Origin of the sequence: Xanthobacter autotrophicus, from assembly GCF_030015065.1 — a bacterium.
Taxonomy (GTDB): domain Bacteria; phylum Pseudomonadota; class Alphaproteobacteria; order Rhizobiales; family Xanthobacteraceae; genus Xanthobacter; species Xanthobacter autotrophicus_D.
This window is the reverse complement of the sequence record NZ_JAIVFN010000022.1, coordinates 1-25,862: the sequence shown is the minus strand read 5'-3', so window position 1 is coordinate 25,862 and position 25,862 is coordinate 1. Positions and strand designations below refer to the sequence as shown.

The window sequence follows — 25,862 nt, the reverse complement described above, 5'->3', positions numbered from 1 at the left end:
CCAGGTCCCGTGCGACAAGACGCGGGGCAAGACGTGGCAGGGGACTTGGGAGGAACGGCCATGAGCAGGACGGGGAAGAAGATCGCCATCGTGACCGGCGCGGGGTCGGGCGTCGGGCGCGCCGTGGCGGTGGCGCTGGCCAAGGCGGGTTACGGCGTGGCTCTGGCGGGCCGGCGCCTCGAAGCCCTTCAGGAGACCGCCGCGGAGATCGGCGCCGACGCGCTGTGCGTGCCCACCGACGTGACCGATCCGGATTCGGTCCGCGCCTTGTTCTCCGCCACGGTGCAGAAGTTCGGCCGGGTCGATGTCCTCTTCAACAATGCCGGCACCGGCGCGCCCGCCGTGCCCATGGAGGACCTCACCTTCGCCCAGTGGAAGCAGGTGGTGGACACCAACCTGACCGGCCCGTTCCTGTGCACCCAGGAAGCGTTCCGCGTGATGAAGGCGCAGGAGCCGCGCGGCGGGCGCATCATCAACAACGGCTCCATCTCGGCCACCTCGCCGCGGCCCTATTCGGCCCCCTATACGGCGACCAAGCACGCCATGACCGGGCTCACCAAGTCCACGTCGCTGGACGGGCGCGCCTACGACATCGCCTGCGGTCAGATCGACATCGGCAATGCCGATACCCCCATGGCGCAGAAGATGAAGGCCGGCGTGCCGCAGGCGGACCTCTCCATCAAGGTGGAGCCGGTGATGGACGTGGCCCATGTGGCGAGCGCGGTGGTCTACATGGCGAGCCTGCCGCTGGATGCCAACGTGCAGTTCATGACCATCATGGCCACCAAGATGCCCCTCATCGGCCGGGGCTGATCCTGCCTCCGGAGCGAGCCGGGCCGGCCCCCTGCCGGCCCGCAGCCTCATCACCGGATGAACTGGTCGATGAAGCCTTCGCCGAGGCCCGCGGCCGTATAGTGGGCGCGGCATTTGTCGATGCGGGTGAAGACATCGTCGAAGCCGGTGACCGCCCCGTCCGGGTCCACATAGATCATGGTTCCGTTCACCTGGAACAGGGTGATCATCTCGTCCACGTGCGGGTCCACCACCAGCGTGTGGGTCTCCCCGGGCGCCTCGTAGACATAGCCGCCCTCGCTCGCCACCCAGTCGTGCTCCAGATAGCGCCAGGAGCCCTTGATGACGTAGCCGTGCACCGGCTGCGGATGGCGGTGGCGCGAGAGCACCCCGGCGCGCCGCACCCGCAGCACGCTCATCCAGTAGCCGGACGACGCGGAGAGCAGCAGCGGGCGGAACCACACATTCTCCTCGATGGGCACCCACAGCCGCTCGTCTTCGGGCACCGCCGGGGCCACCACCAGCTCGGGGACGGCTTCGGCGGGCTGGGGCTTGCGATAGGGCTGCCAGCGCTCGTCGACGGGTGCGGGGGCACGCTGTTCAGCGGTGGTCATTCTTGATCCTCCCGTGATCGCCCCCACGGCCCGTGCCACGGGGGCGCTGTTCTGAGCTAAGAGCCGTGATCAGGCCGCCTTGCGCAGACCCATGGCACCCCGCGCCACCTCGGCGATGCCCGCCGCGTCGAGGCGGTAATGGGCATAGAGGTGGGTGGGCGGCGCGATCAGGCTGTATTCGTCGTGGATGCCGTGGCGCACCAGGCGCACGCCCGCGCCCTCGTCAGTCAACACCTCGGCGATGGCGCTGCCCAGTCCGCCCAGCACATTGTGCTCCTCCACGCTCATCAGCACCTTCGAGCGTGCCGCGGCGGCGAGGATGGCGGCCCGGTCGAGGGGCTTGATGGTGGGCATGTCGATGACGCCCACGCTGTGGCCCTGCGCATTCAGCGTCCGCGCCGCTTCCAGCGCCGGATGCACGGTCATGCCGCAGGCGATGATCGTGATCTCCTCACCCACCAGGTGCTCGATGGCCTTGCCGAAGGTGAAGGGGGTGTCGAGGGGGTACACGTCCGGCTCGCGGCCCCGGCCGATGCGGAAATAGATGGGCTCGGGATAGTCCGCCGACGCCTTGATGGCGGCAGCGAGCTGGGGACCGTCAGCCGGCGAGACCACGGTGAGGTCGGCGATGGCCCGCATGGTGGCGATGTCTTCCGTGGCGTGGTGGGAGGTGCCGTAGAAGCCCAGCGAGATGCCGGTGTGATGGCCGATGAGCCGCACCGGCTGGGCGCAATAGGCCACGTCCATGCGGATCTGCTCGCAGCACAGCAGCCCGAGGAAGGAGGCGAAGGTCGCCACATAGGGCTTGAGCCCGGTGGTGGCGAGGCCGGCGGCGGCCGTCACCATGTTCTGCTCGGAAATGCCGAACTGGATGTAGCGATCCGGATAACGCGCCGCGAACGTGTTGAGGCCGTTGGAATATTGCAGGTCGGCGGAGCCCGCGACCACCGGCTCGCCCGCCTCCGCGAGGGAGATCAGGGCGTCGGAGAGATGGCTGAGGCCGGGGGTCTTGGCGTTCAACTCGCGGTATTGCCAGGAATTGGGCGAAAGGGGCCGGTTGGCTGGACGGGTCATGGAGGGCGTGTCCTCGGCTCAGATGGTGCGGGTCATGATTTCCTCGACGGCGCGGGCGGCGTCCGAGGGATCGAGATAGCCGAGGTGCCAGCCGGGCTCGGTCTCCATGTAGGAGACGCCCTTGCCCTTCAGGGTGCGGGCGATGATGCAACAGGGCCTGGTGCGCGCCTCGTCCGCCTTCACCTGCCGCAGCAGGGTGGTGAGGGCGTCGAGGTCGTGGCCGTCCACGGTATGGACATCCCAGCCGAAGGCGCGCCATTTCTCGTCCAGGGGCTCGATGCCCATCACGTCGTCCACCGCGCCATCGAGCTGGAAGCCGTTGCGGTCGACGATGGCGACGAGGTTCGAGGCCTTGTGGTGGGCCGCCGAGATGGCCGCCTCCCACACTTGGCCCTCCTGCATCTCGCCGTCGCCGAGCATGACGAAGACGTTGAAGGCGCGGCCCTGCATCCGCCCGCCCAAGGCCATGCCGAGGCCGGCAGAGAGCGCGTGGCCGATGGAGCCGGAGGAGAAGTCGATGCCCGGCACCTTGCGCATGTCCGGGTGGTCGCCCAGCGGGTTGCCGAGGCGGGTGTAGTTGTCCAGCGTCTCGCGGTCGATGTAGCCGAGCTCGGCGAGGATGGGGAACAGGCCCACGGCGGCATGGCCCTTGCCCATCAGGAAGCGGTCGCGGTCGGGCCGGCGCGGCGCGCCCTTGGTGATGTCCATGACGTCGTAATAGAGCGCGGCGAAGATCTCGGCGGCGGAGAACACCGAGCTGTAGTGGCCGACCTTCGCCACCTCGATCAGCCGGATGGTCTCCAGCCGCACGAAGCGCGCCTTCTCGCGGAGCATGGCAAGGGTTTCCGCCGTCGGGCGGAAATTGGAGGCCCGCCGCGTGTCGGGGGCCAGGGTGCGTTCGCTTACGCTCATGAAGGCTCTCTGTCTGGGCGCTCCCCGGGCCGGCAGGTTGCCGGCCGGGTGGCGCTGCGGCTCCGTCGTTTAATAAAATATGATATATCATCTATCAAGGCGGATGCCTAGGGCCCTTTCGGAGCGAGCCGCGGCAGGCGTGGGGCGGGGGAGCCCAAAAGAAAAGGCCCCGGCAAATGCCGGGGCCCTGAAAGGATGATCCTCAAGCCCGTGAGGCTTTTGGCGTCAGTCGTTGCCGCGGTTGCCAAACAGCTGGAGCAGCATCATGAACAGGTTGATGAAGTCCAGGTAGAGCGCGAGGGCGCCCATGATGGCCTTCTTCCCCGCGACGGCCACGTCGTCGCCGGCAAAGTACATCTCCTTGATGCGCTGGGTGTCGTAGGCGGTGAGGCCCGCGAACACCAGCACGCCCACTACGGAGACGATGAACTGCAGCATCGTCGAGCCGAGGAAGATGTTCACCAGCGAGGCGATGATGATGCCGAACAGGCCCATCATCAGGAAGGAGCCCATGCCGCTCAGGTCCTTCTGCGTGGTGTAGCCGTAGAGGCTCAGCGCGCCGAAGGAAGCCGCGGTGATGAAGAACACCCGCACGATGCTCTCGTGAGTATACACGAGGAAGATCGTGGAGAGCGATACGCCCACCAGCGCCGCATACACCCAGAAGGTGATCTGCGCTGCCGAGACGCTCATGCGCTCGATGCGGAAGCTCAGGAAAAACACCGCGGCCAGCGGGGCGAGCATCACCACCCACTTGAGCGGGCTCACGAACAGCGCGTAGCCGAACTGCGTCAGCATGATGCCGCCTGCCACGCGACCGGCCGCCTGGCTCGGATCGGTGGTCACCGACAGCAGGTAAATGCCGAGCGCCGCCGCACCCGTAATGGCGAGGCCCAGCGCCATGTAGTTGTAGACGCTGAGCATGTACGCGCGGAGGCCCTGGTCGATCGCGGCCTGCGAGCGTGCCACCGACGGGTTGAAACGCCCGGCGACGTTGCGATCATAATCGGACATCGTCGTTCCCCTTTGAGAAATCGAGTGATGCGCCGGTAGCCGAGGCCATCCCTTCGCATCCGGCGTCAATATGGTGGGTTCGCGAAGGGGCGGCAAGACAAGCCGGGATGAAATTTACGCAAGGTCACTTTACGTCAGGTGGTGACCTGCCTTCGCACCTGCATATAATTGCATCTGGTGGGGGCGACGGTTTCATGGAAACGGCGGTGGGGCGCGGCCGGAGCGAAGGACAGCCTTGTGCCGCGGGGCATTGCGGGCGCCGGGCGCCATGGGGCGTCGCGGCTTCACGCGCGCTGATCGTTGCTGCGGCGCACCTTGCAATTCTGCCCGTCGCGCCGCGCGCCGCGGAGGCGGGAGCCTGGACGCAGGAGGAGGGACGCGGGCAGGTCATCCTCCAGGGCAGCGCCGTCCATTCCGGTTCCGAGTTCGGCCCGTCCTCCGATCTCTACGACAGCCGGCCCTACGACAAGGTGGAGGTGACCCTCGCCTTCGAGTACGGCGTGTCCGACTGGCTGACCCTGATCGCGGCCCCGCAATTCCTCGCCGTGGACCTGGGTGACCCGTTCCCCTCGTCCTATGCCGGTCCGGGCTATACGGACCTTGGCGCGCGGGTGCGGCTCTACAACGAGAACGACACGGTGGTCTCCGCGCAGGTGGTCGGCCGCCTGCCCGGCACCGGCAATTCCCGGAGCGCTGCGGCGGTGGGTTACGAGGATGCCGAGCTCGACCTCAGGCTGCTTGCCGGCTGGTCGTTCCCGTTCTTCGGCAAGGCCGCCTTCCTTGATGTGGAGGCGGCGCAGCGCCTGCGCTTCGGCGACCCGCCCGACGAGTTTCATCTCGACCTGACCCTGGGCGTGCGCGTGGCGGAGCGCTGGCAGCTTCTCTTCCAGTCCTTCAACGTGGTTTCGGAAGGCGCCGGGGAGGGGCCGTATTTCGGCACCTCGTATGAATATTACAAGCTTCAGCTCGGCGCGGCCTACGACCTGAGCGCGGCCATGGCGCTGGGGCTCGCCTTCGTGTCCACCGTCTTCGCCCGCAACGCGCCGCAGGAGAACGGCGTGGTGCTCACCGGCTTCTACCGCTTCTGACCGTCCCGCGTCTCGGGCACGGCGGTGACGAGGCGGATGCCCCGCGCGATGGGCACGATGCCCATGAGGTCGAAGGGCGGCGCCTTCTCGCCCAGGAGCAGCCAGCCGAACACGAGCCCGAGCGGCGGCATCGGCCGGGCGCATGGTCACCGGTGCCGCCCACGGAACTCGCCCTCAGCGTGGCGGACCCCGCCGGCGCCGCCACGCGGGACCTCGCGGCCATGGTGGCGGCATTCTGCGAGCGGGAGGCCGCCTGCGCGGCGGCGGCCTGAGGGGCGCGCGGCCTGGGCGATCCCTATATGTCCACCAGCAGGCGCCGGCCGATCTCGCCGATGCCGATCAGGCCGGGCGTGGCGTGGGTGACCACGTGGATGGGCATGAGGGACAGGCGGTCCAGATAGGGCGGGTGCTCCTCGAACGCGGCGCGGAACGGGCTTTCGGCGAACAGGGGTGCCATGGCCCGGCCGATGCCGCCGCCCACATAGATGCCGCCTTTGGCGTCGAAGGCGAGGGCGAGATCGCCCAGCACCCGGCCGAGCAGGCGCAGGAAGATGTGGCAGCTCTCCTTCTCCTGGCGCTGGCCGTCCAGCGCCGCCTTGATGATGGCGTGGGAGGATTGCTGCTCGCCGGAGAGGATGCGGTGCAGCCGCACCAGCCCGGGGCCGGAGAGCACGTGCTCCACCGAGACCGGCCCCAGGTCGCGCACCAGATGGGCGACGATGCGGGCCTCGTCCGTGGTCACGGCGCCGAGGCGCATGTGCCCGGCCTCGCTCGCAAGCACCTCGTATCCTTCCTCCCGGGGCAGGATGAGGGCGGTGCCGAGCCCGGTTCCGGGGCCGGACAGCAGCATGGGCGCGCCGGCCACCGCGCGGCCCGTGCCCACTTCCATCAGGTCGTCGCGGGTGAGCAGGGGCAGGCCGTGGGCGAAGGCCTCGAAATCGTTGAGCACGGTGAGGCGCAGGAACGACAGCTCCTGGGCCAGCGCCGCGGTGGAGAAACGCCAGGGGCGGTTGGTGAGCCGCACGGCGTCGCCGTCGATGGGCCCGGCGACGGCGAGGGCCGCGCAGCGGGGCGGTTCGCCGCCGAGGGAATCGAGGTAGGTCTTCAGCAGATCCTCGATGGAGCCGTAGGAATCGTTGGCCTCGAGACGGATGTCGAACGGGACGCCGTCCACGCCGGCGCGGGCGATGCGCGTGGTGGTTCCGCCGATGTCCGCAAGCAATACGGTGGGAGCCATGGGAGAGTCCGATGGATGGGTGCGCCCCGCTTGCCGGCGACGATGCGGCTGCGATCGAGGCCCACAGCGCTGAGCGCCCTGATGCATACGCGTGCGCGGACCAGCCCGTCCAAGCCGGTCCGCGCGTGTTTTAGTGCGCCATGCGCAGGCTGGACGCAAGCGCCTGCTGCCGCTCCGCCGCCGCCGGGGGCGGCCTCCTTTTCGAGCGGCTGCGTCAGGTTGCGGCGGCGCGGCGGGCGCGGATGGCCGACCACACCGGCAGGATCAGCACCAGCAGGGTCACGACCCCGAGCCCGGCCGAGATCGGCCGCTCGAAGAAGGCGAGGAGGTTGCCGTCCGACTTGATCATGGAGGTGACGAAGCTCTCCTCCAGCATCTTGCCGAGCACGATGCCCAGCACGCACGGCGCCACTGGAATGTCGTGCTCCTCCATCAGGAAGCCGAGCACCCCGAACACCACCATCAACACCACGCCATAGGCCGAGTTGTTCACCGCATAGGCGCCGACGATGCAGAACATGAGGATGAGCGGGATGAGGATATTGCGTGGGAAGCGCAGCAGCGCCGTCCCCGCCTTCAGCGCCGCGAGCCCGAGCGGGATCATGGCGAGGTTGGCGATGACGAAGACGGTGAACACCGCGTAGATGGATTCCGGGTTGTTGAGGAACAGGGTCGGTCCTGGATTGAGCCCCTTCAGGTAGAGCACGCCGATGACGATGGCGGTGATGCTGTCGCCGGGAATGCCGAACACCAGCGCCGGTACCCAGGCCCCCGCCAGCGCCGCATTGTTGGACGAGGTGCTCTCGATGATGCCTTCCACGTGGCCGGTGCCGAACTTCTCCGGGGTCTTCGAGAGCTTGCGGCTCATGGCGTAGGAGACCCAGGCGGCGATGTCGGCTCCGGCGCCGGGCAGGATGCCGATGGCGGTGCCGGTGATATTGCCGCGCAGCTGCTGCGGCCAGTATTTCACCATCAGCCGCCCCCAGCCCTTCAAGGGGTTGCCCAGCGCGGTCTGGCGCACCGACCAGTCGCGGGCGCCGGAGGCCATGGTGCGGATCACCTCCGACATGGCGAACAGGCCGATCATGGCCGGGATGAAGTCGATGCCGCCGAGCAGGTTGGTGTTGCCGAAGGTGAAGCGCGGGGTGCCGGCCGGGTTGTCGATGCCGATCTGGGCCACGAACAGGCCGAGGAACAGGGAGACCAGCCCCTTCACCGGTGAGCCGGAGCCGATGAAGATGGCGCAGGTGAGCCCCAGCAGCGCCAGCCAGAAATATTCGAACGACGAGAAGCCCAGCGCCACCTCGGCAAGGACCGGCGCGGACACGATGAGGATGGCGGTGCCGAACAGGCCTCCCAGGGCCGAGAACAGCACGTTGGCGCCGAGCGCCACCTCCGCCTCGCCCTTGCGGGTCATGGCGTAGCACTCCTCGGAATAGGCGGCGGAGGCCGGTGTTCCGGGCATGCGCATCAGGGTCGCGGGGATGTCGCCGGCGAAGATGGCCATGGCCGAGCAGGAGATCATGGCCCCCACCGCCGAGATGGGGTCCATGAAGAAGGTGACGGGGACGAGGAGCGCGATGGCCATGGTGGCGGTGAGGCCGGGGATGGCGCCCACCAGAAGGCCGAAGGCGGCGGCGACGAAGATGGTCGCGAGCACGTGCCAGTGCAGCACCATCTCGATGCCGGCGATGACCGCATTCATGGCAGGAGGCCCTCCACCAGCCCGCGCGGGAGAGGCACCCGCAGCAGCAGGCTGAACGACAGATGGATGATGAGGGCGGTCACGGCCGCAACCGCGGCGCCGGTCACCGGACGCACCCGCACCAGCATGAACAGGCCGAAGAGGGTGATCGTCGCGGCCAGCACGAAGCCCAGCAGCGGCGCCAGGACGAGATAGGCGAGCACCAGCGCGATGGTGGCCCCGGCGCGGAACGGGGCTCCGGGCTCGCGCACCCAGGTGGCTTCGACGAGCGGGAACGGGCCGGCACGCACCGCGCCCACGGTCAGGATGAAGCCGCAGGCCGCAAGCCCCGCGGCGGTCAGGACCGGGAAGGTGTCGGCACCGTAGCTCTGGCCCGGAACGGACGGCAATCCGGATGCGGCCCAGAACAGCAGGGCCGCGCCGCCGAGGACGACGAGCCCGAGGAAAAGGTCGCTGAAGCGCATGATGCGGTTCCGGCGTTGGAGGCGGGCAGGGGATGGAGGATGGGCCGGGGCCGGCGGTGGGCCGGCGGTGGCCGGCCCCTGGTGTCGCTGTCGGGCGCGCGACGCGGCGGATAGCGCCGGGGACTACTTGGCGAGCCCGACTTCCTTCATCACAGCACCGAGGGAGGCGTCGGATTGGGCCATGAAGGCGGCGAAGCCCGGGCCGTCCGCATAGCGCCCGCCGAAGCCGCGGCCGGACAGGAAGTCCTGGTATTCCTTGCTGTCGTAGGCCTTCCTGAGGGCGGCCTGCAGCTTGTCGGAAATGGCCTTGTCGAGGCCCTTGGGACCGACGATGCCGCGCCAGGCGCCGATGGTCCACGGGGAGCCCGCCGCCTCCTTGAGGGTGGGGATGGCGGGCATGAGCTTGGAGCGTTCGGTGCTCATGATGGCGAGGCTCTTCACCCGGCCCGCGTCGATGAGCGAGCGGGCCTCGGGCAGGGAGCAGGTGACCACCTGCACGCCGCCGGCCATGAGGTCCTGGAGCCCCGCCGCGGCGCCGTTGGAGGGCACCCACGGCACGCTCTTCGGATCCATCTTGACCGAGGAGAGCATGCCGGCGAGAGCGAGGTGCCAGATGCCGCCCTGCCCGGTGCCGGAGGCCTTGAACCTGCCGGGGTTGGCCTTGATGTCGGCCAGCAGGTCGTCGAGGGTCTTGTAGGGCGCGTCCGCGCGCACCTGCACCCCCGCCGGGTCGTCGTTCATGAGCGCCAGCGGCGTATAGGAGGCGCCGGACAGCTGGGTCAGCCCCTGCCAGTGCATCATCGCGATCTCGACCGTGACGATGCCGATGGTGTAGCCGTCCGGCGTCGCATCGGCGATGGCCTGGTGCCCGACCACGCCCTGTCCGCCGGTGCGGTTGACCACCGCCACCGGCTGGCCGAGGTCCTTCTCCAGCAGGGAGGCGACGATGCGGGCCACCGCATCGGTGCCGCCGCCCGCGCCCCAGGGCACGATGAGGGTGACGGGGCGATCGGGATAGGCCGCCATGGCGGCGGGGGCGGAAAGGGTCGCGGCGGTGAAGGTTGCAAAGGTGGACGCGGCGAGGGCAAGCCCCGCGAGCAAGAGCCGGCGCATGTTTCACTCCCTGGAGAACCGGATTTCGGGACCGGAACTTAATCGTTTTGATTTACCTTAAGGGGCCGCTTTCCATGGGTCAACGCCGGGCTGCGACGGTGGCGAGGTGGCGCCGGTGGCTCACGTGCCGTAAGCTCACGGGGAAATTGTGCGTTCGGTCAAATTGTGCGTCTCTTGCAGGCGGGGGCTGGCGGGACCGCAGCTTCGACGTACATAAGCGGAGATCGGTGTCGTCGCGCGGCGTGTCGGCGGGGTGGCACTGGTACACGGCAACAGGGCGGTGCGGCTCACCGCGGCGCCCGAAAGGCATGGCGAAGCGCAGTGCTCGACATTTACACGATCATCTTCCTGGCCCTCGCGGTCTTCATCTTCGTGCGACTGCGCAGCGTGCTCGGGCAAAGGACCGGGCGCGAGCGGCCGCCTTACGATCCCTATTCCCGCGATACCGCCCGCCCGCCGCAACCGGCGACCGACAAGGTCGTGCCCCTGCCCGAGCGCCCCGTGCCCGGCGCCCCGGCCCCGGTGGACGAAGCCCCGCCGGCCTATCGCTGGGAAGGCGTGGCCGAGGAGGGCACCGCCACGGCGGCAGCCCTCGACGAGATCGCCCGCATCGAGCCCGACTTCGACGCCAAGCACTTCCTGACCGGCGCGCGCGCCGCTTATGAAATGATCGTGACCGCGTTCGCCGCCGGCGACCGCCGCATGCTCAAGGATCTGCTCGCCAAGGATGTCTATGACGGTTTCGTTGCCGCCATCGCCGACCGCGAGAGCCGCCGCGAGACCATGGAATCGCGCTTCGTCGCCATCGAGCAGGCCGAGCTCCAGGACGTGACCGTGCGCGCCCGCAATGCCCAGCTCACGGTGCGCTTCGTGTCCAAGCTCATCTCGGTCACCCGCGGCCCCGACGGCGCCGTGGTGGACGGCAGCCCGGACACGGTCGCCGACGTGACCGACGTGTGGACCTTCGCCCGCGACCTCGGCACGCGTGATCCCAACTGGAAGCTGGTGGCCACCGAAGCCGCCCAGTGAGGCAGAGGTGGGGCGGGCCGTGGTCACTCCTGGTGTGGGCGGCGGCCATGCACGCGCCCGTGTTCACGGCGATGCGCAAGGCCGGGACCTCGGCTGGTCCGCCGGTCGCCGCCGGATCGCGGGTGCGGCCGGAGTCCGCGCACGCGGGCTCTGCCGGGCGGTGGCGCTTGCAGCCGCCCTTGCAGCCACGCCGGCCCGCGCGCTCATGCTGAGCGAGGTTCCCCCGCCCGCCATCGACGGGGCGAAGCTGGTTCCGGTGGCCTTCGGCGCCATGGACGGCTGGGCGGCGGACGACCACGCCAGCGCCTTCCGGACCTTCCTGAACAGCTGCGCCGCCCGCCGCACCCCGCCGGCCGAAGTGGGCCCGGCCTCGGTTCCGACGCTGGTCGCAGGCCTCGCCCATGCCTGCGCCGCCGCCGCGGCGCTGGGCACGCAGGCGCCGTCGCGGCAGGTGGCGCGGCTGTTCTTCGAGGCCAATTTCCGCCCCTACCGGGTGGTGCCGGACAAGGGGGGCGAAGGCTTCTTCACCGGCTATTACGAGCCGGAGGTGGCTGGCGCGCTGGCGCCCGGCAACGGCTTCGACGTGCCGGTCTATGGCCGGCCCGCCGACCTCCTGATGAGCGGCGGCGGCCCCACCCCCAATTCGGGCGGCGCCTTGCGGCGGGACGGCGACGCCCTCGTGCCCTATTTCGACCGCGCCGCCATCGAGGACGGGGCGCTGGCCGGCCGGGGGCTCGAAGTCGCATGGCTGAAGGACCCCATCGACCTGTTCTTCATGCAGATCCAGGGCTCGGCCCGGATCCGGCTGCCGGACGGGCGGGTGCTGCGGCTCAACTATGACGGCTATAACGGCCATCCCTATCTGCCCGTGGGCCGGCTTCTCATCGCGCGGGGCCTCGTGCCGCGGGAGGAGATGTCCATGGACCGCATCCGCGCCTTCATGGAAGCAGATCCGGAGGCCGGCCGGGCGCTGCGGCGCGAGAACCCGTCCTACGTCTTCTTCAAGACCCTCGACCTCGGCGCGGAGGCCGGCGCCATGGGCGCTGAGGGCGTGCCGCTGACCGCCGGCCGCTCCATCGCGGTGGATCGCAAGCTCTACACCTATGGCGCGCCGGTGTTCGTGGCGGCGGACCTGCCGCTTTCCGCCCCCGGCAGCCGCGAGCCGTTCCGTCGCCTCATGATCGCGCAGGATACCGGCTCGGCCATTGTCGGGCCGGCGCGGGCGGACCTTTATTTCGGCACCGGGCCCGAGGCCGGCGCGGTGGCCGGGCGCATCCGCCATTCCGGCGCCTTCACCTTGCTGGTGCCGCGCTTCGCGCCTGCGGAGACGCCGGGACGCTCCCGATGAGCCGGCGCGGGCGACGGCGGCAGCTCTCGGCTGAGGAGCGCGCGCTCTGGGACCATGTGGTGCGCTCGGTGAAGCCGCTGAAGCTGCCAGCGGTGCCGCAGGATGTCGCCCCGCTGGTGCCGGACGCGGCGCCGGTGGCGCCGGAGCTGCCCGCCGCTGCTGCTCCGGCGAAGGCTGTGAAGGCCGCCCGGCCGAAAGCCCCGCCTGCCGTGCCGCCCGCTCCCCCTCTCGCCGCTCTGGAGCCGAAGGCCCGCCGGCGGCTCGGCCGCGGCGCGGAGGTGGATGCGCGTCTCGATTTGCATGGCCTCACCCAGGCCGCCGCCCATCGCCGGCTGCGGCTGTTCCTCACGGAGGCGCAGGCGCTGGGGCATTCGGTGGTGCTGGTCATCACCGGCAAGGGCGATCCCGAGCGGCTCATGAGCACCGGCCCCGCCTTCGGCGAGGGGCGGGGCGTGCTCAAGCGCGCGGTGCCCCTGTGGCTGGCCGAGCCGGATCTGCGGATGATCGTGGTGGGCTTCGAATCGGCCGGTCGCCGCCATGGCGGGGAAGGCGCGCTCTATGTGCGCATCCGCCGGCGCAAAGCCTGAGCTTCAGTCGGTGTGAGCCTCAATCCCCGAGGCAGGCCGAGGCGGGCATCTCGTAGGTGCGCCCGGCGCCCAGAAGATGGGCGGTGAAGCCGCGCGGCGGAAACAGGCCGGCAATGGCCGGATCGCGCACGCTCAGGCCCCCCGCATAGGCGCCGAAGGCCGGCAGCACCATGCGGCTGCCGTCGGTGACGAAGCAGCGCCGCCGCACGCCCCGTCCACGCAGGGCGATGCGGGCCGCGGGATGAAGGTGCCCGCAGACTTCCCCCGGCGCTGGGCCCTCCGCCGGCTCGTGGCGGAACAGCAGCGGGCCGACGGCCAGCGCCTGCGTTCCCTCGCCGCCGAGATCGTGGGGCACCGGGTCATGGTTGCCGGCGATCCAGATGAAGGTTCGTCCGGCCTGGATGCGGCGGATCTCCTCGCGGACCGGATCGGCCATGCGCTCCAGCGCCCAGCGGTCATGCAGGCTGTCGCCGAGGGCGATCACCATGCGCGGCTGGTGCACGGCGATGGCGGCGGCAAGGCGTCTCAGCGTATCGAGGCTGTCATAGGGCGGCAGCATCTGGCCGCGCCGGGCGAAGGCGGAGCCCTTCTCCAGATGCAGGTCCGCCACCACCATCAGCCTCTCGTCGGGCCATGCCAGCGCGCCCGATGGGTCCAGCACCAGCTCCGCGCCCGCGAGGACGATGGTGGCGAGGGGGGATTCGACTGATTCGGCGCGGGCGAGCATGGCGGGGATTGTGCCCAATGGCCGGCAGCGGGCAAGCGGGGCAGTGGCGGGACGCATAACCTGTGCGCGGGCCTCAGCGGGAGCCGCCCCACACGCCCGCCTCCACCAGCATCCCGGCCATGTCTTCCGGCCAGACCTGTTCGGTCGCTCCTGCCAGATCGGCGCGCGACCACCATGCGTGATCGGCCACGACCGCCCGCTCCTCGGCAGTCCAGCCCGTCGACGACACCTCCAACGTCGCGACGCGGATGAGGAAATAGCGTTCGTCCGCCTCCACCGCGATCCCGTCCGGCATGGTGAAGGTGACGATCCGACGGGCGACCTGCGGACCGGGATGAGGGATGTGAAGTCCGGTTTCCTCCAGCAGCTCCCGGCACGCGGCCTGCTCGAAGCTCTCGCCGGCATCGAGCCCGCCACCCGGCGGCGCCCAGAAGATGGCGCCGGCCAGCGCGCCCGTGCGGTGCACGAACCGGAACAGCAGCACGTGGCCCTGTGCGTTCACGACCAGAAGGCGGGAGGAGGGGCGCTGTCTCATGGGCTCAGCCGGACGATGGTTCAGAAGAAGCTCTGCGGGTCCACGTCGATGGCCACGCGGATGTTGCCGGTCACCTTCGGCGCCGTGGCCCGCCAGTCGCGCAGGTAGCGCGATAGGTCGAAGGCGCGGGGGGCGCGCACCAGCAGCCGCCAGCGGTGGCGCCCGCGCAGCACCGCGAGCGGGGCTTCCGCCGGGCCGAGGATGCGCACCCCCGCCACTATGGGGGCGGAGGCGGCGAGCCGGCGGGCATGGCCCTCCGCCACATGGCCCTCGCTGGCGGAGACGATGAGGCTCGCCATGCGGCCGAAGGGCGGCAGCTGGGCCTCCTCGCGGGCGGCGATCTCGGTGTCGTAGAAAGCGTCCCGGTCGCCGGTCACCAGCGCGCGCATCACCGGATGCTCGGGCATGTGGGTCTGGATGAAGCCGCGCCCTTCCGCCTTGCCGCGCCCGGCGCGCCCGGCCACCTGGTGCACCAGCTGGAAGGTGCGCTCGGCCGCGCGCGGGTCGCCCTGGCCGAGGCCCACGTCCGCATCCACCACGCCCACCAGCGCCAGACCGGGGAAATTGTGGCCCTTGGCCACGAGCTGGGTGCCCACCACCACGTCCACCTCGCCCTTGGCCACGGCGTCCAGCTCGGCGCGCATGCGCTCCACCCCGCCGGCGAGATCGGAGGACAGGACGAGGGAACGGGCGGCGGGAAACAGCGCCTGCACTTCCTCCTGAAGCCGTTCCACGCCCGGCCCTACGGGGATCAGGCTGTCCTTGGCGCCGCAGGCGGGGCAGGCCTCCGGCACCGGGGCCTGATAGCCGCAATGATGGCAGGTAAGCCGACGGCGGAAGCGGTGTTCCACCAGCCACGCCGTGCAGGAGGGGCAGCGCATGCGGTGCCCGCAGGAGTGGCAGAGGGTGAGCGGCGCATAGCCCCGCCGGTTGAGGAACAGGAGGGCCTGCCCGCCCGCCTCCAGCGTGTCGGCGATCTCCGCTTCGAGCCGCGGGGCAATCCAGCGGCCCTTGGGCGGGCCGTCCTTGCGCAGGTCGATGGGCGAGAGGCCGGGCACCTTGGCCCCGCCGAAGCGCACCGGCAGGGCGAGGCGGCGGTAGCGCCCGCGCCGGGCATTCACCTCGGTCTCGATGGAGGGGGTGGCTGACGCGAGCACGATGGGGGCTGCGGCGAGCCGCGCCCGCACCACCGCCATGTCGCGGGCGTGGTAGGCGACGCCGTCCTCCTGCTTGTAGGCCGGGTCGTGCTCCTCATCCACGACGATCAGGCCGAGGTCGCGGAACGGCAGGAACAGGGCCGAGCGGGCGCCGGCCACCACCTTCACCTGTCCCGAGGCCACCTCGTTGAGGATGCGGGAGCGCCGCCGGGTGGAGACGCCGGAATGCCATTCGGCGGGCTTCACCCCGAAGCGGGTGGTGAAGCGATCGAGGAAGGCCTGGGTGAGGGCGATTTCCGGCAGCAGGATCAGCGCCTGCCGCCCGTCGCGGATCGCCTGCGCCACCGCCTCGAAATAGACCTCGGTCTTGCCCGAGCCGGTGACGCCGTCCAGCAGGAAGACGCCGAAACCCTTGGCATCCACCGCCGCGCTCAATGCCTGCGCGGCCTGTGCCTGCGGCTCGGACAGCGTGGGCGTGGCGAAAGCCGGGTCGGGCGGATAGGCGGCGGGCTCCGGGGGCAGCACCACGGTTTCGAGCGCGCCTTCGTCCACCAGCCCGTCCACCACCGAGGGCGAGACCCCGGCCTCCCGCGCCGCCTCCGACTTGCCGCGCACGAAGCCGTCAGCGAGGAGATCGAGCAGCCGGGCGCGGGCCGCTGTCATGCGCGCCGGGGCGGGGCCGCCGAGGCGCACACCCACCCGCTCGCGGCCGGCGCCGGGGCTTTCCCCGTGGCGCAGGGCCATGCGCAGCACCATGCCGCGCGGGGCGAGGGTGTAGTCGGCCATCCAGTCGATGAGTTTCAGCAGCTCCGGCGGCAGCGGGACGTAGTCCAGCTTCGCCTTTACCGTCTTGAGCTTGGTTGCATTCACCGGCTTGCCGGTGGGGCCGTCGTTGCGGTTGTGCGGCCAGACGCAGCCGATCATCCCGCGCGCGCCCAGAGGCACATGCACGAGGTCGCCGGGGGAGAGCGTCATCCCCTCGGGCAGGAGGTAGGAATAGGGGGTGTCGAGGCCCAGGGGCAGGAGGACATCGACCGTGCGCGCACTCATGGCGGTGTTTTGGTCCGGGGCGCGGGAAAGGTCAAAGGGGACGTGCAAGGGGCCCTGGATCTGGCGCGCCCCTTGCGTTTGCGGCGCCTCCCGTCTACCTCCAACCCATGAAATTCCTCGATCAGGCCAAGGTCTATGTGCGCTCCGGCGACGGGGGGGCGGGTTGCGTCTCCTTCCGGCGCGAGAAATTCATTGAGTTCGGCGGTCCCGACGGCGGCGACGGCGGACGCGGCGGCGACGTGTGGATCGAGTGCGTGGACGGCCTCAACACGCTCATCGACTATCGCTACCAGCAGCATTTCAAGGCCAGGAAGGGCGACCACGGCAAGGGCGCCAACCGCACCGGCGCCCGCGGCGCCGATGTGGTGCTGAAGGTGCCCGCCGGCACCCAGATCCTCGACGAGAACGAGGAGACCGTCCTCGCCGACCTCACCGAGGTGGGCCAGCGCGTCAAGCTGCTGGAAGGTGGCAACGGCGGCTTCGGCAACGCCCAGTTCAAGACCTCCACCAACCAGGCCCCGCGCCGCGCCAATCCCGGCCTTGAGGGGCAGGAGCGGTGGATCTGGCTGCGCCTGAAGCTGATCGCCGACGCCGGCCTCGTGGGCCTGCCCAATGCCGGCAAGTCCACCTTCCTCGCCGCCACCACGGCGGCCAAGCCCAAGATCGCCGACTATCCCTTCACCACGCTTCATCCCGGCCTCGGCGTGGTGCGGGTGGACGGGCGCGAATTCGTGCTGGCTGACATTCCCGGCCTCATCGAGGGCGCGCACGAGGGAGTGGGCATCGGCGACCGCTTCCTCGGCCATGTGGAGCGCTGCCGGGCGCTGCTGCACCTGGTGGACGGTACCTCCGAGCACGCCGGCAAGGCCTACAAGACCGTGCGGGCGGAGCTCGCCGCCTACGGCAACGGCCTCGACGAGAAGCCTGAGATCGTGGCCCTGTCCAAGGTGGATGCGCTGTCCCCCGAACTGCTCAAGCAGCAGAAAGAGCGCCTGAAGCGGGCGGCGAAGAAGACGCCGCTTCTCGTCTCGGCCCAGTCGGGCCAGGGGGTGCAGGAGGCGTTGCGCCTGCTGCTCTGCGTGGTGGAGCAGGAGCGGGGCGCCGAGAAGGAAGAGGCCCCGCGGGACGCATGGCGGCCCTAGAGCGCGATCCGGACAAATTGTATCAATTTGTTCGGTGAATCGCCCTCTACACTCAAGGTGAGAGAACGCGTTATCCGATCAGATCGCGATGCGATCCGATCGGCGCGTGCCCGAGCATGGTTCCAGAACTTCGATGACTTCGACAGATTCAACTTCAGATGCGACGGCCCCGAAGACCCCCGTCTTCACCGACTTCCGCCGCATCGTGATCAAGGTGGGCTCCGCCTTGCTGGTGGACCGCGAGCACGGGCGGGTGAAGCTCGCCTGGCTCACCTCGCTGGTGGAGGACATCGCGACGCTCCATGGGCGGGGCTGCGAGGTGATGGTGGTGTCCTCCGGCGCCATCGCGCTGGGGCGCACCGTGCTCGGCCTGCCCAAGGGGCCGCTGAAGCTGGAAGACAGCCAGGCCGCCGCCGCCGTGGGCCAGATCACCCTGTCGCGGACCTGGGCGCAGATCCTCGGGCATTACGGGATTACCGCCGGCCAGGTGCTGCTGACCCTGGGAGACACCGAGGAGCGCCGGCGCTACCTGAACGCCCGTTCCACCCTCGGCCGGCTGATGGACCTGAAGGCGGTGCCCATCATCAACGAGAACGACACGGTGGCCACCACCGAGATCCGCTACGGCGACAACGATCGCCTCGCCGCCCGGGTCGCCACCATGGCGAGCGCTGACCTCCTGGTGCTGCTCTCGGACATTGACGGGCTCTATACCGCCCCGCCGGCGCAGGACCCCTCCGCCACCCTCATCCCGGTGGTGCCGCGCATCGGCGCCGAGATCGAGGCCATCGCCGGGGATGCCGGCTCGGAGCTGTCGCGCGGCGGCATGCGCACCAAGATCGAGGCCGGCAAGATCGCCACCTCCGCCGGCACGCACATGGTGATCGCCTCCGGCCATGTGAAGAACCCGCTCAAGCGCATCCGGGAGGGCGGGCGCTGCACCTGGTTCCTCACCTCCGCCAATCCGGTGCGCGCCCGCAAGAGCTGGATCGCCGGGGCGCTGGAGCCGCGCGGCACGCTGCATCTGGATGATGGCGCCGTGGCGGCGCTGCGCCGTGGCGCCAGCCTGCTGCCGGCCGGGGTGAAGCGGGTGGAAGGCCTGTTCGACCGGGGCGACGCGGTGGTGCTGCGCGGCCCGGACGGCGCCGAGGTGGGCCGCGGCCTCGTGGCCTACGATTCCACCCACGCCGCCCGCATCATGGGCCGCTCCACCCACGAGATCGAGACGCTGCTGGGCGTCCCCGGCCGCTCGGAGATGGTGCATCGGGACGACATGGCGCTGGGGGTGGAGTGAGGGGCACGGTTCAGGGCGAGACCCGCTCGCGCCGCCCGCCCGCAAGGCCCACTTCCACCACCGGATGACCCGCCGTTGTCACCAGCGTGAAGTCCGTTGCCGCCTTCCCGTTCAAAGGCTTCGTGCCAATCTCGTGTACGCCGCCCTTGAAGGAGAGGAAGCGCAGCCGGGTACGATCGAAGCTAGGCACCGCGAGGTCGGCCACACCGTCCCCGTCGAAATCGGCAATTGCGTCAAGGCCCATCTGGTCTGAGCCCGCCACGTGGTTGGAGGTGTTTCCCGTGGAGGCGATCTCCACGAGCGCGCCATTACGCAGGGTGAAGACGCGGAGCCGTCCCACGGCGTGGGGCTGCTGCACATAGGCGATGTCCCGATGGCCGTCGCCGTCGAAATCGGCGATGCCGGCCGGGTTGAGCCAGCGGCGCGGAGCGCCGGTCGGCGGACCTTCCGCGACAATGGCGAGGGTCCCATTGCGTTCAGCCACCACGACAATGGCCGAGCCGGTTTTCAGCGACGACCGCACCAGCACCACCTCGTCGCGCCCGTCGCCATCGAGATCGGCGAGGCGCGGGCGACGGTCCTCGAACACCTGGTCGGCCGGAAGGTCGAGCGCCAATGTCAGTCCGTTCTTCAGGCGCACCTGCAGGCCGGCGGCCTCCACCTCGGCGCCAAGGACGAAATGTCGATACCGGTCGGTGGGATGAACGAGTCTGGCCTCGGCAATGGTGCCAGTGCCGCGCGCCGTGCGAGCCTGTGGCAGTTCGCCCGCGGCATTCACGCTCGTGGCGGCGGTGAGCGGCGCGGCAAGAAAGCCGAGCAGGACCAGAGGTAAAGCACGCACGATGGAGTCTCGCTTTGGGCGGGAAGAACCCGCATGGGTTGACCCTGGGCATTACTGCCACGCTTCGATTCCGGTCGCCGCTGACAATGGCGCGAGCCGGTAGTTTCGGTACCCTGTTCCGGTCTGTCGCATTTCGCCCCTGACGTGCTAATCAGGATGGTGATGCCTATCTTATGAGGCGTCATCGTCTTATCCGTCAGAAAGACCCCGCCATGGCCACCGCCTCCGCCGCCCGCACCGATGTTTCCGCCGTCGCGGGCCGGTCCGTGCCGCCGGCGGACGTTGGGGCGGACCTCGCCGCCTACATGGCCGACATGGGCCGGCGTGCCCGCGCTGCCTCCCGCACCCTCGCCCTCACCGCGCCCGAGGCGAAGACGCAGGCGCTGCACGCCGCCGCCGCCGCCATTCGCGCCTCCGCGGCCGAGATCCTCGCCGCCAATGCCGGCGATGTGGCCAAGGCCAAGGCGGACGGCATGACCGGCTCGTTCCTCGACCGCCTCACCCTGACCCCCGCCCGCATCGCGGCCATGGCCGATGGCGTGGAGCAGGTGGCGGCCCTGCCCGATCCCGTGGGCGAGGTGACTGAGAGCTGGACCCGCCCCAACGGCTTGAAGATCGAGCGCGTGCGCACGCCGCTGGGCGTCATCGGCGTCATCTACGAGAGCCGGCCCAACGTGACGGCGGACGCCGCCGCTCTGTGCCTGCGCGCCGGCAACGCGGTGATCCTGCGCGGCGGCTCCGACAGCATCGCCTCGTCCGGTGCCATCCACCGCGCCTTCGTCGCCGGCCTTGCGGCCGCCGGCCTGCCGGAGGATGCGGTGCAGTTCGTCGCCGTGGCCGACCGGGCGGCGGTGGGGCTGATGCTGGCCGGGCTCGACAATAATATGGATGTCATCGTGCCCCGTGGCGGCAAGAGCCTGGTGGCGCGGGTGCAGAGCGATGCGCGGGTGCCGGTCTTCGCCCATCTCGACGGCATCAACCACGTCTATGTGGACAAGGCCGCCGACCTCGACATGGCCAAGACCGTGGTGCTGAACGCCAAGATGCGCCGCACCGGCGTCTGCGGCGCGGCCGAGACTCTGCTGGTGGACCAGGCGGTGGCCGCCACCCATCTCAAGCCGCTGGTGGAGATGCTCATCGACGCCGGCTGCGAGGTGCGCGGCGACGATGCGGTGCAGGCGGCGGACACGCGCGTGAAGCCCGCCACGCCGCAGGACTGGGACACGGAATATCTCGACGCCATCATCGCCGCCAAGGTGGTGGACGGGGTGGAGGGCGCCGTCGCCCATATCGAGGCCCACGGCTCCCACCACACGGATTCCATCGTGACGCAGGATCAGGCGGCGGCGGATCGCTTTCTGGCCGAGGTGGATTCCGCCATCGTACTCCACAATGCCTCCACCCAGTTCGCGGACGGCGGGGAGTTCGGCTTCGGCGGGGAGATCGGCATCGCCACCGGGCGCATGCATGCCCGCGGCCCGGTGGGTGCCGAGCAGCTGACCTCGTTCAAATACCGCATCCACGGCTCGGGGCAGACCCGTCCGTGAGCTTCCCGCCCGCCAGCGGGGGGATGCGGGACGCCGGCGCGGTGAGCCCGCGCGCCGCGCGCCACATGCCGTGGGTGACGGACGGCCTGCGCGTGGGCCTGTTCGGCGGCAGCTTCAATCCGGCCCACGAGGCGCACCGCGCGGCGAGCCTCATCGCCTTGCGGCGCCTCAGGCTCGACCGGGTGTGGTGGCTGGTGACGCCGGGCAATCCCTTGAAGGACAATCGTGCGCTGCCTCCCCTGGAGGAGCGCGTTGCCGTCGCGCGTCGGGTGGCGCGCCATCCGCGCATCGACGTGACCGGCTTCGAGGCGGATCTCGGTGTGCGCTACAGCTACGAGACCGTGGATTATCTGGCGCGGCGCCTGCCGCGGGTGCGCTTCGTGTGGATCATGGGGGCGGACAATCTCGCCCGCTTCGACAGCTGGCAGCGCTGGCGGGCCATCGCCGATCTCATGCCCATGGCGGTGGTGGACCGCATGGGCGAGAGCCTTGCCGCCACCGCCTCCGTGGCGGCGCAGGCGCTGGGGCGCTATCGCATCGACGAGACCGACGCCCCCCTTCTGGCGGACCTTTCGCCCCCCGCCTGGGTGTTCCTCCACGGGCTGAAATCCCCCATGTCTTCAACGGGAATCAGGGCCGCCGGCAGGGGGCTTGCCGCCCCGCTGCGCCAAACATCTTGAATTTTCGTTGATTTAACGCCATTCTGTACATGTGCGACGGTGTGTGCCGTCGCCTCCATGAAGAGGATTTGGACCCCTGTCCACGACGGCACTTATGGCGGCCGCTGAGATGACACCGCCCGCCACGGTCTCCGAGGCGCTTCCCGACGCTGCGGAGATTCTCGCCCTCGTCACTGCCCGGCTGGAAGACGACAAGTCCGAGGACATCGTCTCCATCGACCTGCGTGGCAAGACCTCCATCGCCGATTATATGGTGATCGCCTCCGGCCGCTCGCAGCGGCACGTGGGCGCTGTCGCCGAGCACCTCATCGAGGCGCTGAAGGCGGTGGGGATCAAGCACGTGCGGGTCGAGGGCCAGCCGGCCTGCGACTGGGTGCTCATCGATGCGAACGACGTGATCGTGCACGTGTTCCAGCCCGAGGTCCGCAGCTTCTACAATATCGAGAAGATGTGGTCCGGGACGCGCCCCTGATGCGTCCCCGGATGGCGGGCTGAAGGAACAACGTGCGCCTCGTCCTCGCCTGTGTCGGCCGGCTGAAAGCCGGAGCCGAGCGTGACCTCGTCACGCGCTATGTGGACCGCATCCGCCCCGCCGGGCGCCCACTGGGCCTCGGCCCCTGCGACATGATCGAGATTGCGGAATCCGCCGCCCGTCGCGCCGAGGATCGCATGGCGGAGGAGGGCGCGGCCCTGCTCGCGGCCCTGCCCGTGGGGGCGGGGCTGATGGTGCTCGACCCGCGCGGGCGCCAGGTGTCCAGCGAGGATTTCGCGGCCCGCATGGCCGCCCAGCGCGACGGCGGTCTGCCCGCCCTCGCCTTCGCCATCGGCGGCGCGGACGGGCTGAGCGATGCGGTGCGCGAGAAGGCCACGCTCATGGTCGCCTACGGCACCGCCACCTTCCCGCACCAGCTGGTGCGGGTGATGCTGGCGGAACAGATCTACCGCGCCGTCACCATCCTGTCGGGCCACCCCTACCACCGGGCGTGAGGGGCAGGCGGCGACGACGGACCGGCGAACTGCCCAGCCTGCATTGACATTGGCCCCGCCGCCCCTTATCACGCCGGCTCGATCCAGCAACACGGCGTCGATGGGGCCGCGCGGCGACGCGCAGCGGTCGGCCGGAAAGAGTTTGTCATGAAGATCCGCAATTCCCTGAAGTCGCTGCTCGGGCGCCACCGGGACAATCGTCTCGTCCGCCGCAAGGGCCGCGTCTACATCATCAACAAGACCCAGAAGCGCTACAAGGCGCGCCAGGGCTGAGCCGCGCGCGGGCTGTCCCCAATTTGCCCGCGCCATCGCCTGACCTCGTGGTTCTTGTCCCCGTCCTCGAGTCGTTCGCCTCCCCGCATCGTGACCGCGCCGTCCCGGCCTCCCGCCGGCAGGCAAGTTGACGCGATCCGCGCGAGGGCCGAAACTTAGGCGATGATTGAGGATACGCCGCCCATTCCCGCCCCTTCCGTCCGTGCTTTCCGCCGATGGAAGAGGCGCGTCCGGCCGGTCGCGCTTCTTTTCTCATTCCCTCTCCTGCTCTCCCTGTCCGCAGGCGCCGGTGCCCAGTCCGTGCTGCCGGGAGAGCGCGTTCCCGTTCCGCTTCCGGGCGGGCCGATGGGGCCGTCGGCTGCCTCGCCGCATGGGGATGCCGCGCCCGCGCGCCCGCGCCTGCCCAAGGACAAGCGCACCCAGCTCGATGGGCTGTTCGCCGCGCTGAAGGTGGCGCCGGACGACCGCAGCTCCAAGATGATCGCGGACCGGCTCGACCAGCTCTTCTCCGATTCGGGCAGCCCGAGCGTGGACCTCCTGATGGCGCGTGCCGGCGCCGCCGCCGAGGCCAAGGCGTTCGACCTCGCGCTGCAGCTTCTCGACCAGGTCATCGAGATCGAGCCCGATTATATCGGCGCCCTCAGCAAGCGGGCGACCATCCTCTACATGCGCGACGATTATGGCGGCGCCCTCGCCGACATCCGCGAGGTGCTGGTGCGTGAGCCGCGCCATTATTCCATGCTCTACGGCCTCGCCCTCATCATGCGCGAGCTGGGCGACGACAAGCGCGCGCTGGAGGCGCTGCGCAAGGCGCGGGCCGTCAATCCGCGCCTCGACGGCGCCGACGAGATGGAAAGCCAGCTTGCCGTGAAGGTGGAAGGCCGCGACATCTGAGTCTGCGGTCGCCGGCCTTTGAGCGGTGCGCGCGGATTTCGCCCGAGCGCCCATGGACGATGCAGCTATCGACAATGCCGGAAATCCGGGTGCCGGAAATCCGGGCCGGCAAGCGATCATTCCATCTCCCGATCGTCACCGTCCAGGCGCCACGGCCCGGCCCATCCGGGTCCCGCAGAGACGCGCTGCCGCCTGCCGGGCGCAGCGCCGCCGGCTCTACCGGGGCCGGGGTGGGGGCGGTGGCGGAGGAGGCGGCACGTTGGCCTGCGCCGGCTTGCTCTGGCCCGATTCGGTCAGCTGCACGGTCCAGGCCTTCTGCTCCTGGGTGTCCACCTCGAAGAAGCCGGTGCGGTCGAAGCCGCGCGCGAGGCAGTCCTCGGCGCTCTTGATGGTGAATTCCTTTTCCCGCGTGCACATATAGGCCTTGCCGGCCCATTCCCCGCCCTGGTCGTAATCCACGGCGTAGAGGTAATAGAAGCGGGCCTGCAGGTCGCCGCGCATCAGCGTCTCACAGCTGTTGGCGGCCACGTTCCACCAGCCTTCCGTGGTCCAGATCTCGCCGTCCTTGTAGCCGAGGGCAACGCCGATGCGGCTCTGGGTGCGGTTGCACAGGCGGAACTCGGCGGCGGCGGGAGTGGCGAACAGGACCGCGCCCGGCACCGCGACGCACAGCGCCAGCATGGCTGCGGACAGGCCGCGCGCCATCACGCGCATGGCGCGCCGGGGCAGGGGGGCGATCAGGGTCATGCCGTCGGAGGGGAAGGACATGTCGGGATGGTGTGTGCCTTTCCGGCGCCGGCCCGTCAATGTCCGTTCTCCGCGGACCGGCCGGCTTCCGTCGCGGCTCCTTCTGCCGGCTGATCGGGGCGCGAGCGAGGCGGCGCCTCGCCCGGCCGTGGCCGCGCCACCACAAGGCCGCCGAGGATGAGGAGCCCGCCCAGGGCCTGGAGCGCGGTGATCGGCTCATGGAGAAGGAGGGCGCCCAGCACTGCCGCCGACACCACCTCCAGAAAGAACACCAGCGCCCCGAAGGCGGGCGGGACGGAGGCGAGGCCCACCGCCATCAGGCCCTGCCCGCCCACCTGGGCGACGAGGGCCAGCGCCACCAGCGCGGCGGCGCCCTTGGCGCTGGCGGGCCAGAGCGTCGGCTCGGCGAGGAGGGCGACGGCGAACAGGATCGCGGCGGTCGCCGCCGTCGACACCAGCATCACCGCCGCCGCGCCACGGGAGACGCGGGCGCGGCTGACCGCGAGGAAATAGCCGGCGAAGAACATGGCGGTGACGAGGCCTGAGGCATCGCCGGGCAGATGGGCGGGATCGAACTGCCAGCTGCGGCCCACCAGCGCCAGCGCGCCCAGGATGCACAGGCCGAGCCCGCACCAGCCGGCCCGGGAGACCTTCTGGCGCAGCACCAGCACGGCGAAGGCGGTGATCCAGACCGGGGAGGTGGTGGCGAGCACCGTGGCATTGGCCACCGTGGTGCCGAGGATGGCGAGGTGCCAGAAGATCAGGTCTCCGGCGAAGAAGGCTCCGGCGAGGAGGCTCGTGCGATCCGGCCGGAACGCGGCGCGGCCTTCCGCCAGCGCGGCCCATGCGGCGAGCACCGGCAGGGCCAGCGCCACCCGCCAGAAGGCGCTGGCGAACGGGCCCACATCCGCCTGCCGCACGAACAGCACCGACGCGCCCATGGCGAGGGCGCCGAGCGTCAGGGTCGCGATGCCGAGGGCAAGGCGCGGGGAAGATGGGGAGGTCACGCAG

General features: G+C 70.1%; 28 protein-coding genes. 13 read left to right on the top strand and 15 right to left on the bottom strand.

Annotated elements, in window-relative coordinates:
- Positions 1-60 precede the first annotated feature (60 nt).
- Positions 61-813 (top strand): SDR family oxidoreductase, encoded by a 753-nt coding sequence (locus tag K9U40_RS06990; RefSeq protein ID WP_282889487.1) that lies wholly within the window; start codon positions 61-63, stop codon positions 811-813.
- 50 nt (positions 814-863) lie between these two features.
- Here K9U40_RS06990 and K9U40_RS06985 read toward each other — a convergent pair whose 3' ends face one another.
- The 4 genes from K9U40_RS06985 to K9U40_RS06970 all read right to left on the bottom strand — a co-directional run bounded on the left by K9U40_RS06985 (position 864) and on the right by K9U40_RS06970 (position 4,406).
- Positions 864-1,406 (bottom strand): 2,4'-dihydroxyacetophenone dioxygenase family protein, encoded by a 543-nt coding sequence (locus K9U40_RS06985; protein ID WP_282889486.1) that lies wholly within the window; start codon positions 1,404-1,406, stop codon positions 864-866.
- Between the two features lie 69 nt (positions 1,407-1,475).
- Positions 1,476-2,480, bottom strand: a complete 1,005-nt coding sequence (locus tag K9U40_RS06980) for a transketolase family protein (protein WP_282889485.1) — start codon at positions 2,478-2,480, stop codon at positions 1,476-1,478.
- An 18-nt stretch (positions 2,481-2,498) separates the two neighbouring features.
- Positions 2,499-3,392: a transketolase gene (locus tag K9U40_RS06975; protein WP_282889484.1), complete on the bottom strand. Its 894-nt coding sequence runs from the start codon at positions 3,390-3,392 to the stop codon at positions 2,499-2,501.
- A 225-nt stretch (positions 3,393-3,617) separates the two neighbouring features.
- Positions 3,618-4,406, bottom strand: coding sequence for a Bax inhibitor-1/YccA family protein (locus K9U40_RS06970; RefSeq protein WP_282889483.1), 789 nt, complete (start codon positions 4,404-4,406; stop codon positions 3,618-3,620).
- Positions 4,407-4,600: 194 nt separating this feature from the next.
- Between K9U40_RS06970 and K9U40_RS06965 the strand changes: the two genes are divergently transcribed.
- Positions 4,601-5,494, top strand: a complete 894-nt coding sequence (locus K9U40_RS06965; RefSeq protein WP_282889482.1) for a hypothetical protein — start codon at positions 4,601-4,603, stop codon at positions 5,492-5,494.
- Here the strand turns inward: K9U40_RS06965 and K9U40_RS06960 are convergent.
- The 5 genes from K9U40_RS06960 to K9U40_RS06940 form a co-directional block, all read right to left on the bottom strand.
- Complete coding sequence (locus K9U40_RS06960) at positions 5,482-5,625, bottom strand: hypothetical protein (RefSeq protein ID WP_282889481.1); 144 nt, start codon at positions 5,623-5,625, stop codon at positions 5,482-5,484. The two genes, K9U40_RS06965 and K9U40_RS06960, sit on opposite strands and share 13 nt — an antisense overlap.
- A gap of 164 nt (positions 5,626-5,789) precedes the next feature.
- The gene (locus tag K9U40_RS06955) at positions 5,790-6,731 is read right to left on the bottom strand and encodes an ROK family protein (protein WP_282889480.1); all 942 of its coding nucleotides are present in this window, start codon (positions 6,729-6,731) and stop codon (positions 5,790-5,792) included.
- A 214-nt stretch (positions 6,732-6,945) separates the two neighbouring features.
- The gene (locus K9U40_RS06950) at positions 6,946-8,436 is read right to left on the bottom strand and encodes a tripartite tricarboxylate transporter permease (protein ID WP_282889479.1); all 1,491 of its coding nucleotides are present in this window, start codon (positions 8,434-8,436) and stop codon (positions 6,946-6,948) included.
- Positions 8,433-8,900 carry a tripartite tricarboxylate transporter TctB family protein gene (locus K9U40_RS06945; RefSeq protein WP_282889478.1) on the bottom strand — a complete coding sequence of 156 codons (468 nt, stop codon included), beginning with the start codon at positions 8,898-8,900 and terminating at the stop codon, positions 8,433-8,435. The genes K9U40_RS06950 and K9U40_RS06945 overlap by 4 nt, the downstream gene beginning before the upstream one ends.
- A 123-nt stretch (positions 8,901-9,023) precedes the next feature.
- Positions 9,024-10,013, bottom strand: a complete 990-nt coding sequence (locus tag K9U40_RS06940) for a tripartite tricarboxylate transporter substrate binding protein (protein WP_282889477.1) — start codon at positions 10,011-10,013, stop codon at positions 9,024-9,026.
- Positions 10,014-10,334: 321 nt separating this feature from the next.
- Here K9U40_RS06940 and K9U40_RS06935 point away from each other — a divergent pair, with 321 nt between their 5' ends.
- The 3 genes from K9U40_RS06935 to K9U40_RS06925 all read left to right on the top strand — a co-directional run bounded on the left by K9U40_RS06935 (position 10,335) and on the right by K9U40_RS06925 (position 12,977).
- A complete protein-coding gene (locus K9U40_RS06935) occupies positions 10,335-11,042 on the top strand; it encodes a Tim44/TimA family putative adaptor protein (RefSeq protein WP_282889476.1) in 708 nt (235 codons plus the stop codon).
- 160 nt (positions 11,043-11,202) lie between these two features.
- A complete protein-coding gene (gene mltA, locus K9U40_RS06930; RefSeq protein ID WP_282889475.1) occupies positions 11,203-12,390 on the top strand; it encodes a murein transglycosylase A in 1,188 nt (395 codons plus the stop codon).
- Complete coding sequence (locus tag K9U40_RS06925) at positions 12,387-12,977, top strand: Smr/MutS family protein (RefSeq protein WP_282889474.1); 591 nt, start codon at positions 12,387-12,389, stop codon at positions 12,975-12,977. Before mltA ends, K9U40_RS06925 begins: the two co-directional genes overlap by 4 nt.
- Positions 12,978-12,996: 19 nt before the next feature.
- Here the strand turns inward: K9U40_RS06925 and pdeM are convergent, their stop codons facing one another.
- The 3 genes from pdeM to K9U40_RS06910 form a co-directional block, all read right to left on the bottom strand.
- Positions 12,997-13,704 carry a ligase-associated DNA damage response endonuclease PdeM gene (gene pdeM / locus K9U40_RS06920; protein ID WP_282889473.1) on the bottom strand — a complete coding sequence of 236 codons (708 nt, stop codon included), beginning with the start codon at positions 13,702-13,704 and terminating at the stop codon, positions 12,997-12,999.
- A 73-nt stretch (positions 13,705-13,777) separates the two neighbouring features.
- The gene (locus tag K9U40_RS06915; RefSeq protein WP_282889472.1) at positions 13,778-14,239 is read right to left on the bottom strand and encodes an NUDIX hydrolase; all 462 of its coding nucleotides are present in this window, start codon (positions 14,237-14,239) and stop codon (positions 13,778-13,780) included.
- 20 nt (positions 14,240-14,259) lie between these two features.
- Positions 14,260-16,446 (bottom strand): primosomal protein N', encoded by a 2,187-nt coding sequence (locus K9U40_RS06910; RefSeq protein ID WP_282889471.1) that lies wholly within the window; start codon positions 16,444-16,446, stop codon positions 14,260-14,262.
- 107 nt (positions 16,447-16,553) lie between these two features.
- Here K9U40_RS06910 and obgE point away from each other — a divergent pair, with 107 nt between their 5' ends.
- Positions 16,554-17,588, top strand: a complete 1,035-nt coding sequence (obgE, locus tag K9U40_RS06905; protein ID WP_282889470.1) for a GTPase ObgE — start codon at positions 16,554-16,556, stop codon at positions 17,586-17,588.
- A gap of 133 nt (positions 17,589-17,721) precedes the next feature.
- Positions 17,722-18,882, top strand: a complete 1,161-nt coding sequence (proB, locus tag K9U40_RS06900) for a glutamate 5-kinase (RefSeq protein WP_282889469.1) — start codon at positions 17,722-17,724, stop codon at positions 18,880-18,882.
- A 10-nt stretch (positions 18,883-18,892) separates the two neighbouring features.
- On the opposite strand, the gene K9U40_RS06895 is transcribed toward proB, so the two are convergent.
- Positions 18,893-19,723, bottom strand: coding sequence for an FG-GAP repeat domain-containing protein (locus tag K9U40_RS06895; protein ID WP_282889468.1), 831 nt, complete (start codon positions 19,721-19,723; stop codon positions 18,893-18,895).
- Between the two features lie 305 nt (positions 19,724-20,028).
- On the opposite strand from K9U40_RS06895, the gene K9U40_RS06890 reads away from it, so the two are divergent.
- The 6 genes from K9U40_RS06890 (at position 20,029) to K9U40_RS06865 (ending at position 24,104) form a co-directional block, all read left to right on the top strand.
- The gene (locus K9U40_RS06890; RefSeq protein WP_282889511.1) at positions 20,029-21,270 is read left to right on the top strand and encodes a glutamate-5-semialdehyde dehydrogenase; all 1,242 of its coding nucleotides are present in this window, start codon (positions 20,029-20,031) and stop codon (positions 21,268-21,270) included.
- 23 nt (positions 21,271-21,293) lie between these two features.
- Positions 21,294-21,950, top strand: a complete 657-nt coding sequence (locus tag K9U40_RS06885) for a nicotinate-nucleotide adenylyltransferase (protein ID WP_282889510.1) — start codon at positions 21,294-21,296, stop codon at positions 21,948-21,950.
- A gap of 109 nt (positions 21,951-22,059) precedes the next feature.
- Positions 22,060-22,422: a ribosome silencing factor gene (gene rsfS / locus K9U40_RS06880; RefSeq protein ID WP_349239418.1), complete on the top strand. Its 363-nt coding sequence runs from the start codon at positions 22,060-22,062 to the stop codon at positions 22,420-22,422.
- Between the two features lie 32 nt (positions 22,423-22,454).
- Positions 22,455-22,937, top strand: coding sequence for a 23S rRNA (pseudouridine(1915)-N(3))-methyltransferase RlmH (gene rlmH / locus K9U40_RS06875; RefSeq protein ID WP_282889466.1), 483 nt, complete (start codon positions 22,455-22,457; stop codon positions 22,935-22,937).
- 147 nt (positions 22,938-23,084) lie between these two features.
- Entirely contained in the window at positions 23,085-23,210 is a 126-nt protein-coding gene (gene ykgO / locus K9U40_RS06870; RefSeq protein ID WP_012114086.1) for a type B 50S ribosomal protein L36, read from the top strand.
- A 345-nt stretch (positions 23,211-23,555) separates the two neighbouring features.
- Complete coding sequence (locus K9U40_RS06865) at positions 23,556-24,104, top strand: tetratricopeptide repeat protein (protein ID WP_282889465.1); 549 nt, start codon at positions 23,556-23,558, stop codon at positions 24,102-24,104.
- Between the two features lie 216 nt (positions 24,105-24,320).
- On the opposite strand, the gene K9U40_RS06860 is transcribed toward K9U40_RS06865, so the two are convergent.
- Positions 24,321-24,872, bottom strand: coding sequence for a DUF1036 domain-containing protein (locus K9U40_RS06860; RefSeq protein ID WP_414114923.1), 552 nt, complete (start codon positions 24,870-24,872; stop codon positions 24,321-24,323).
- 35 nt (positions 24,873-24,907) lie between these two features.
- Positions 24,908-25,858, bottom strand: a complete 951-nt coding sequence (locus K9U40_RS06855; RefSeq protein ID WP_282889508.1) for a DMT family transporter — start codon at positions 25,856-25,858, stop codon at positions 24,908-24,910.
- Positions 25,859-25,862: the final 4 nt, after the last annotated feature.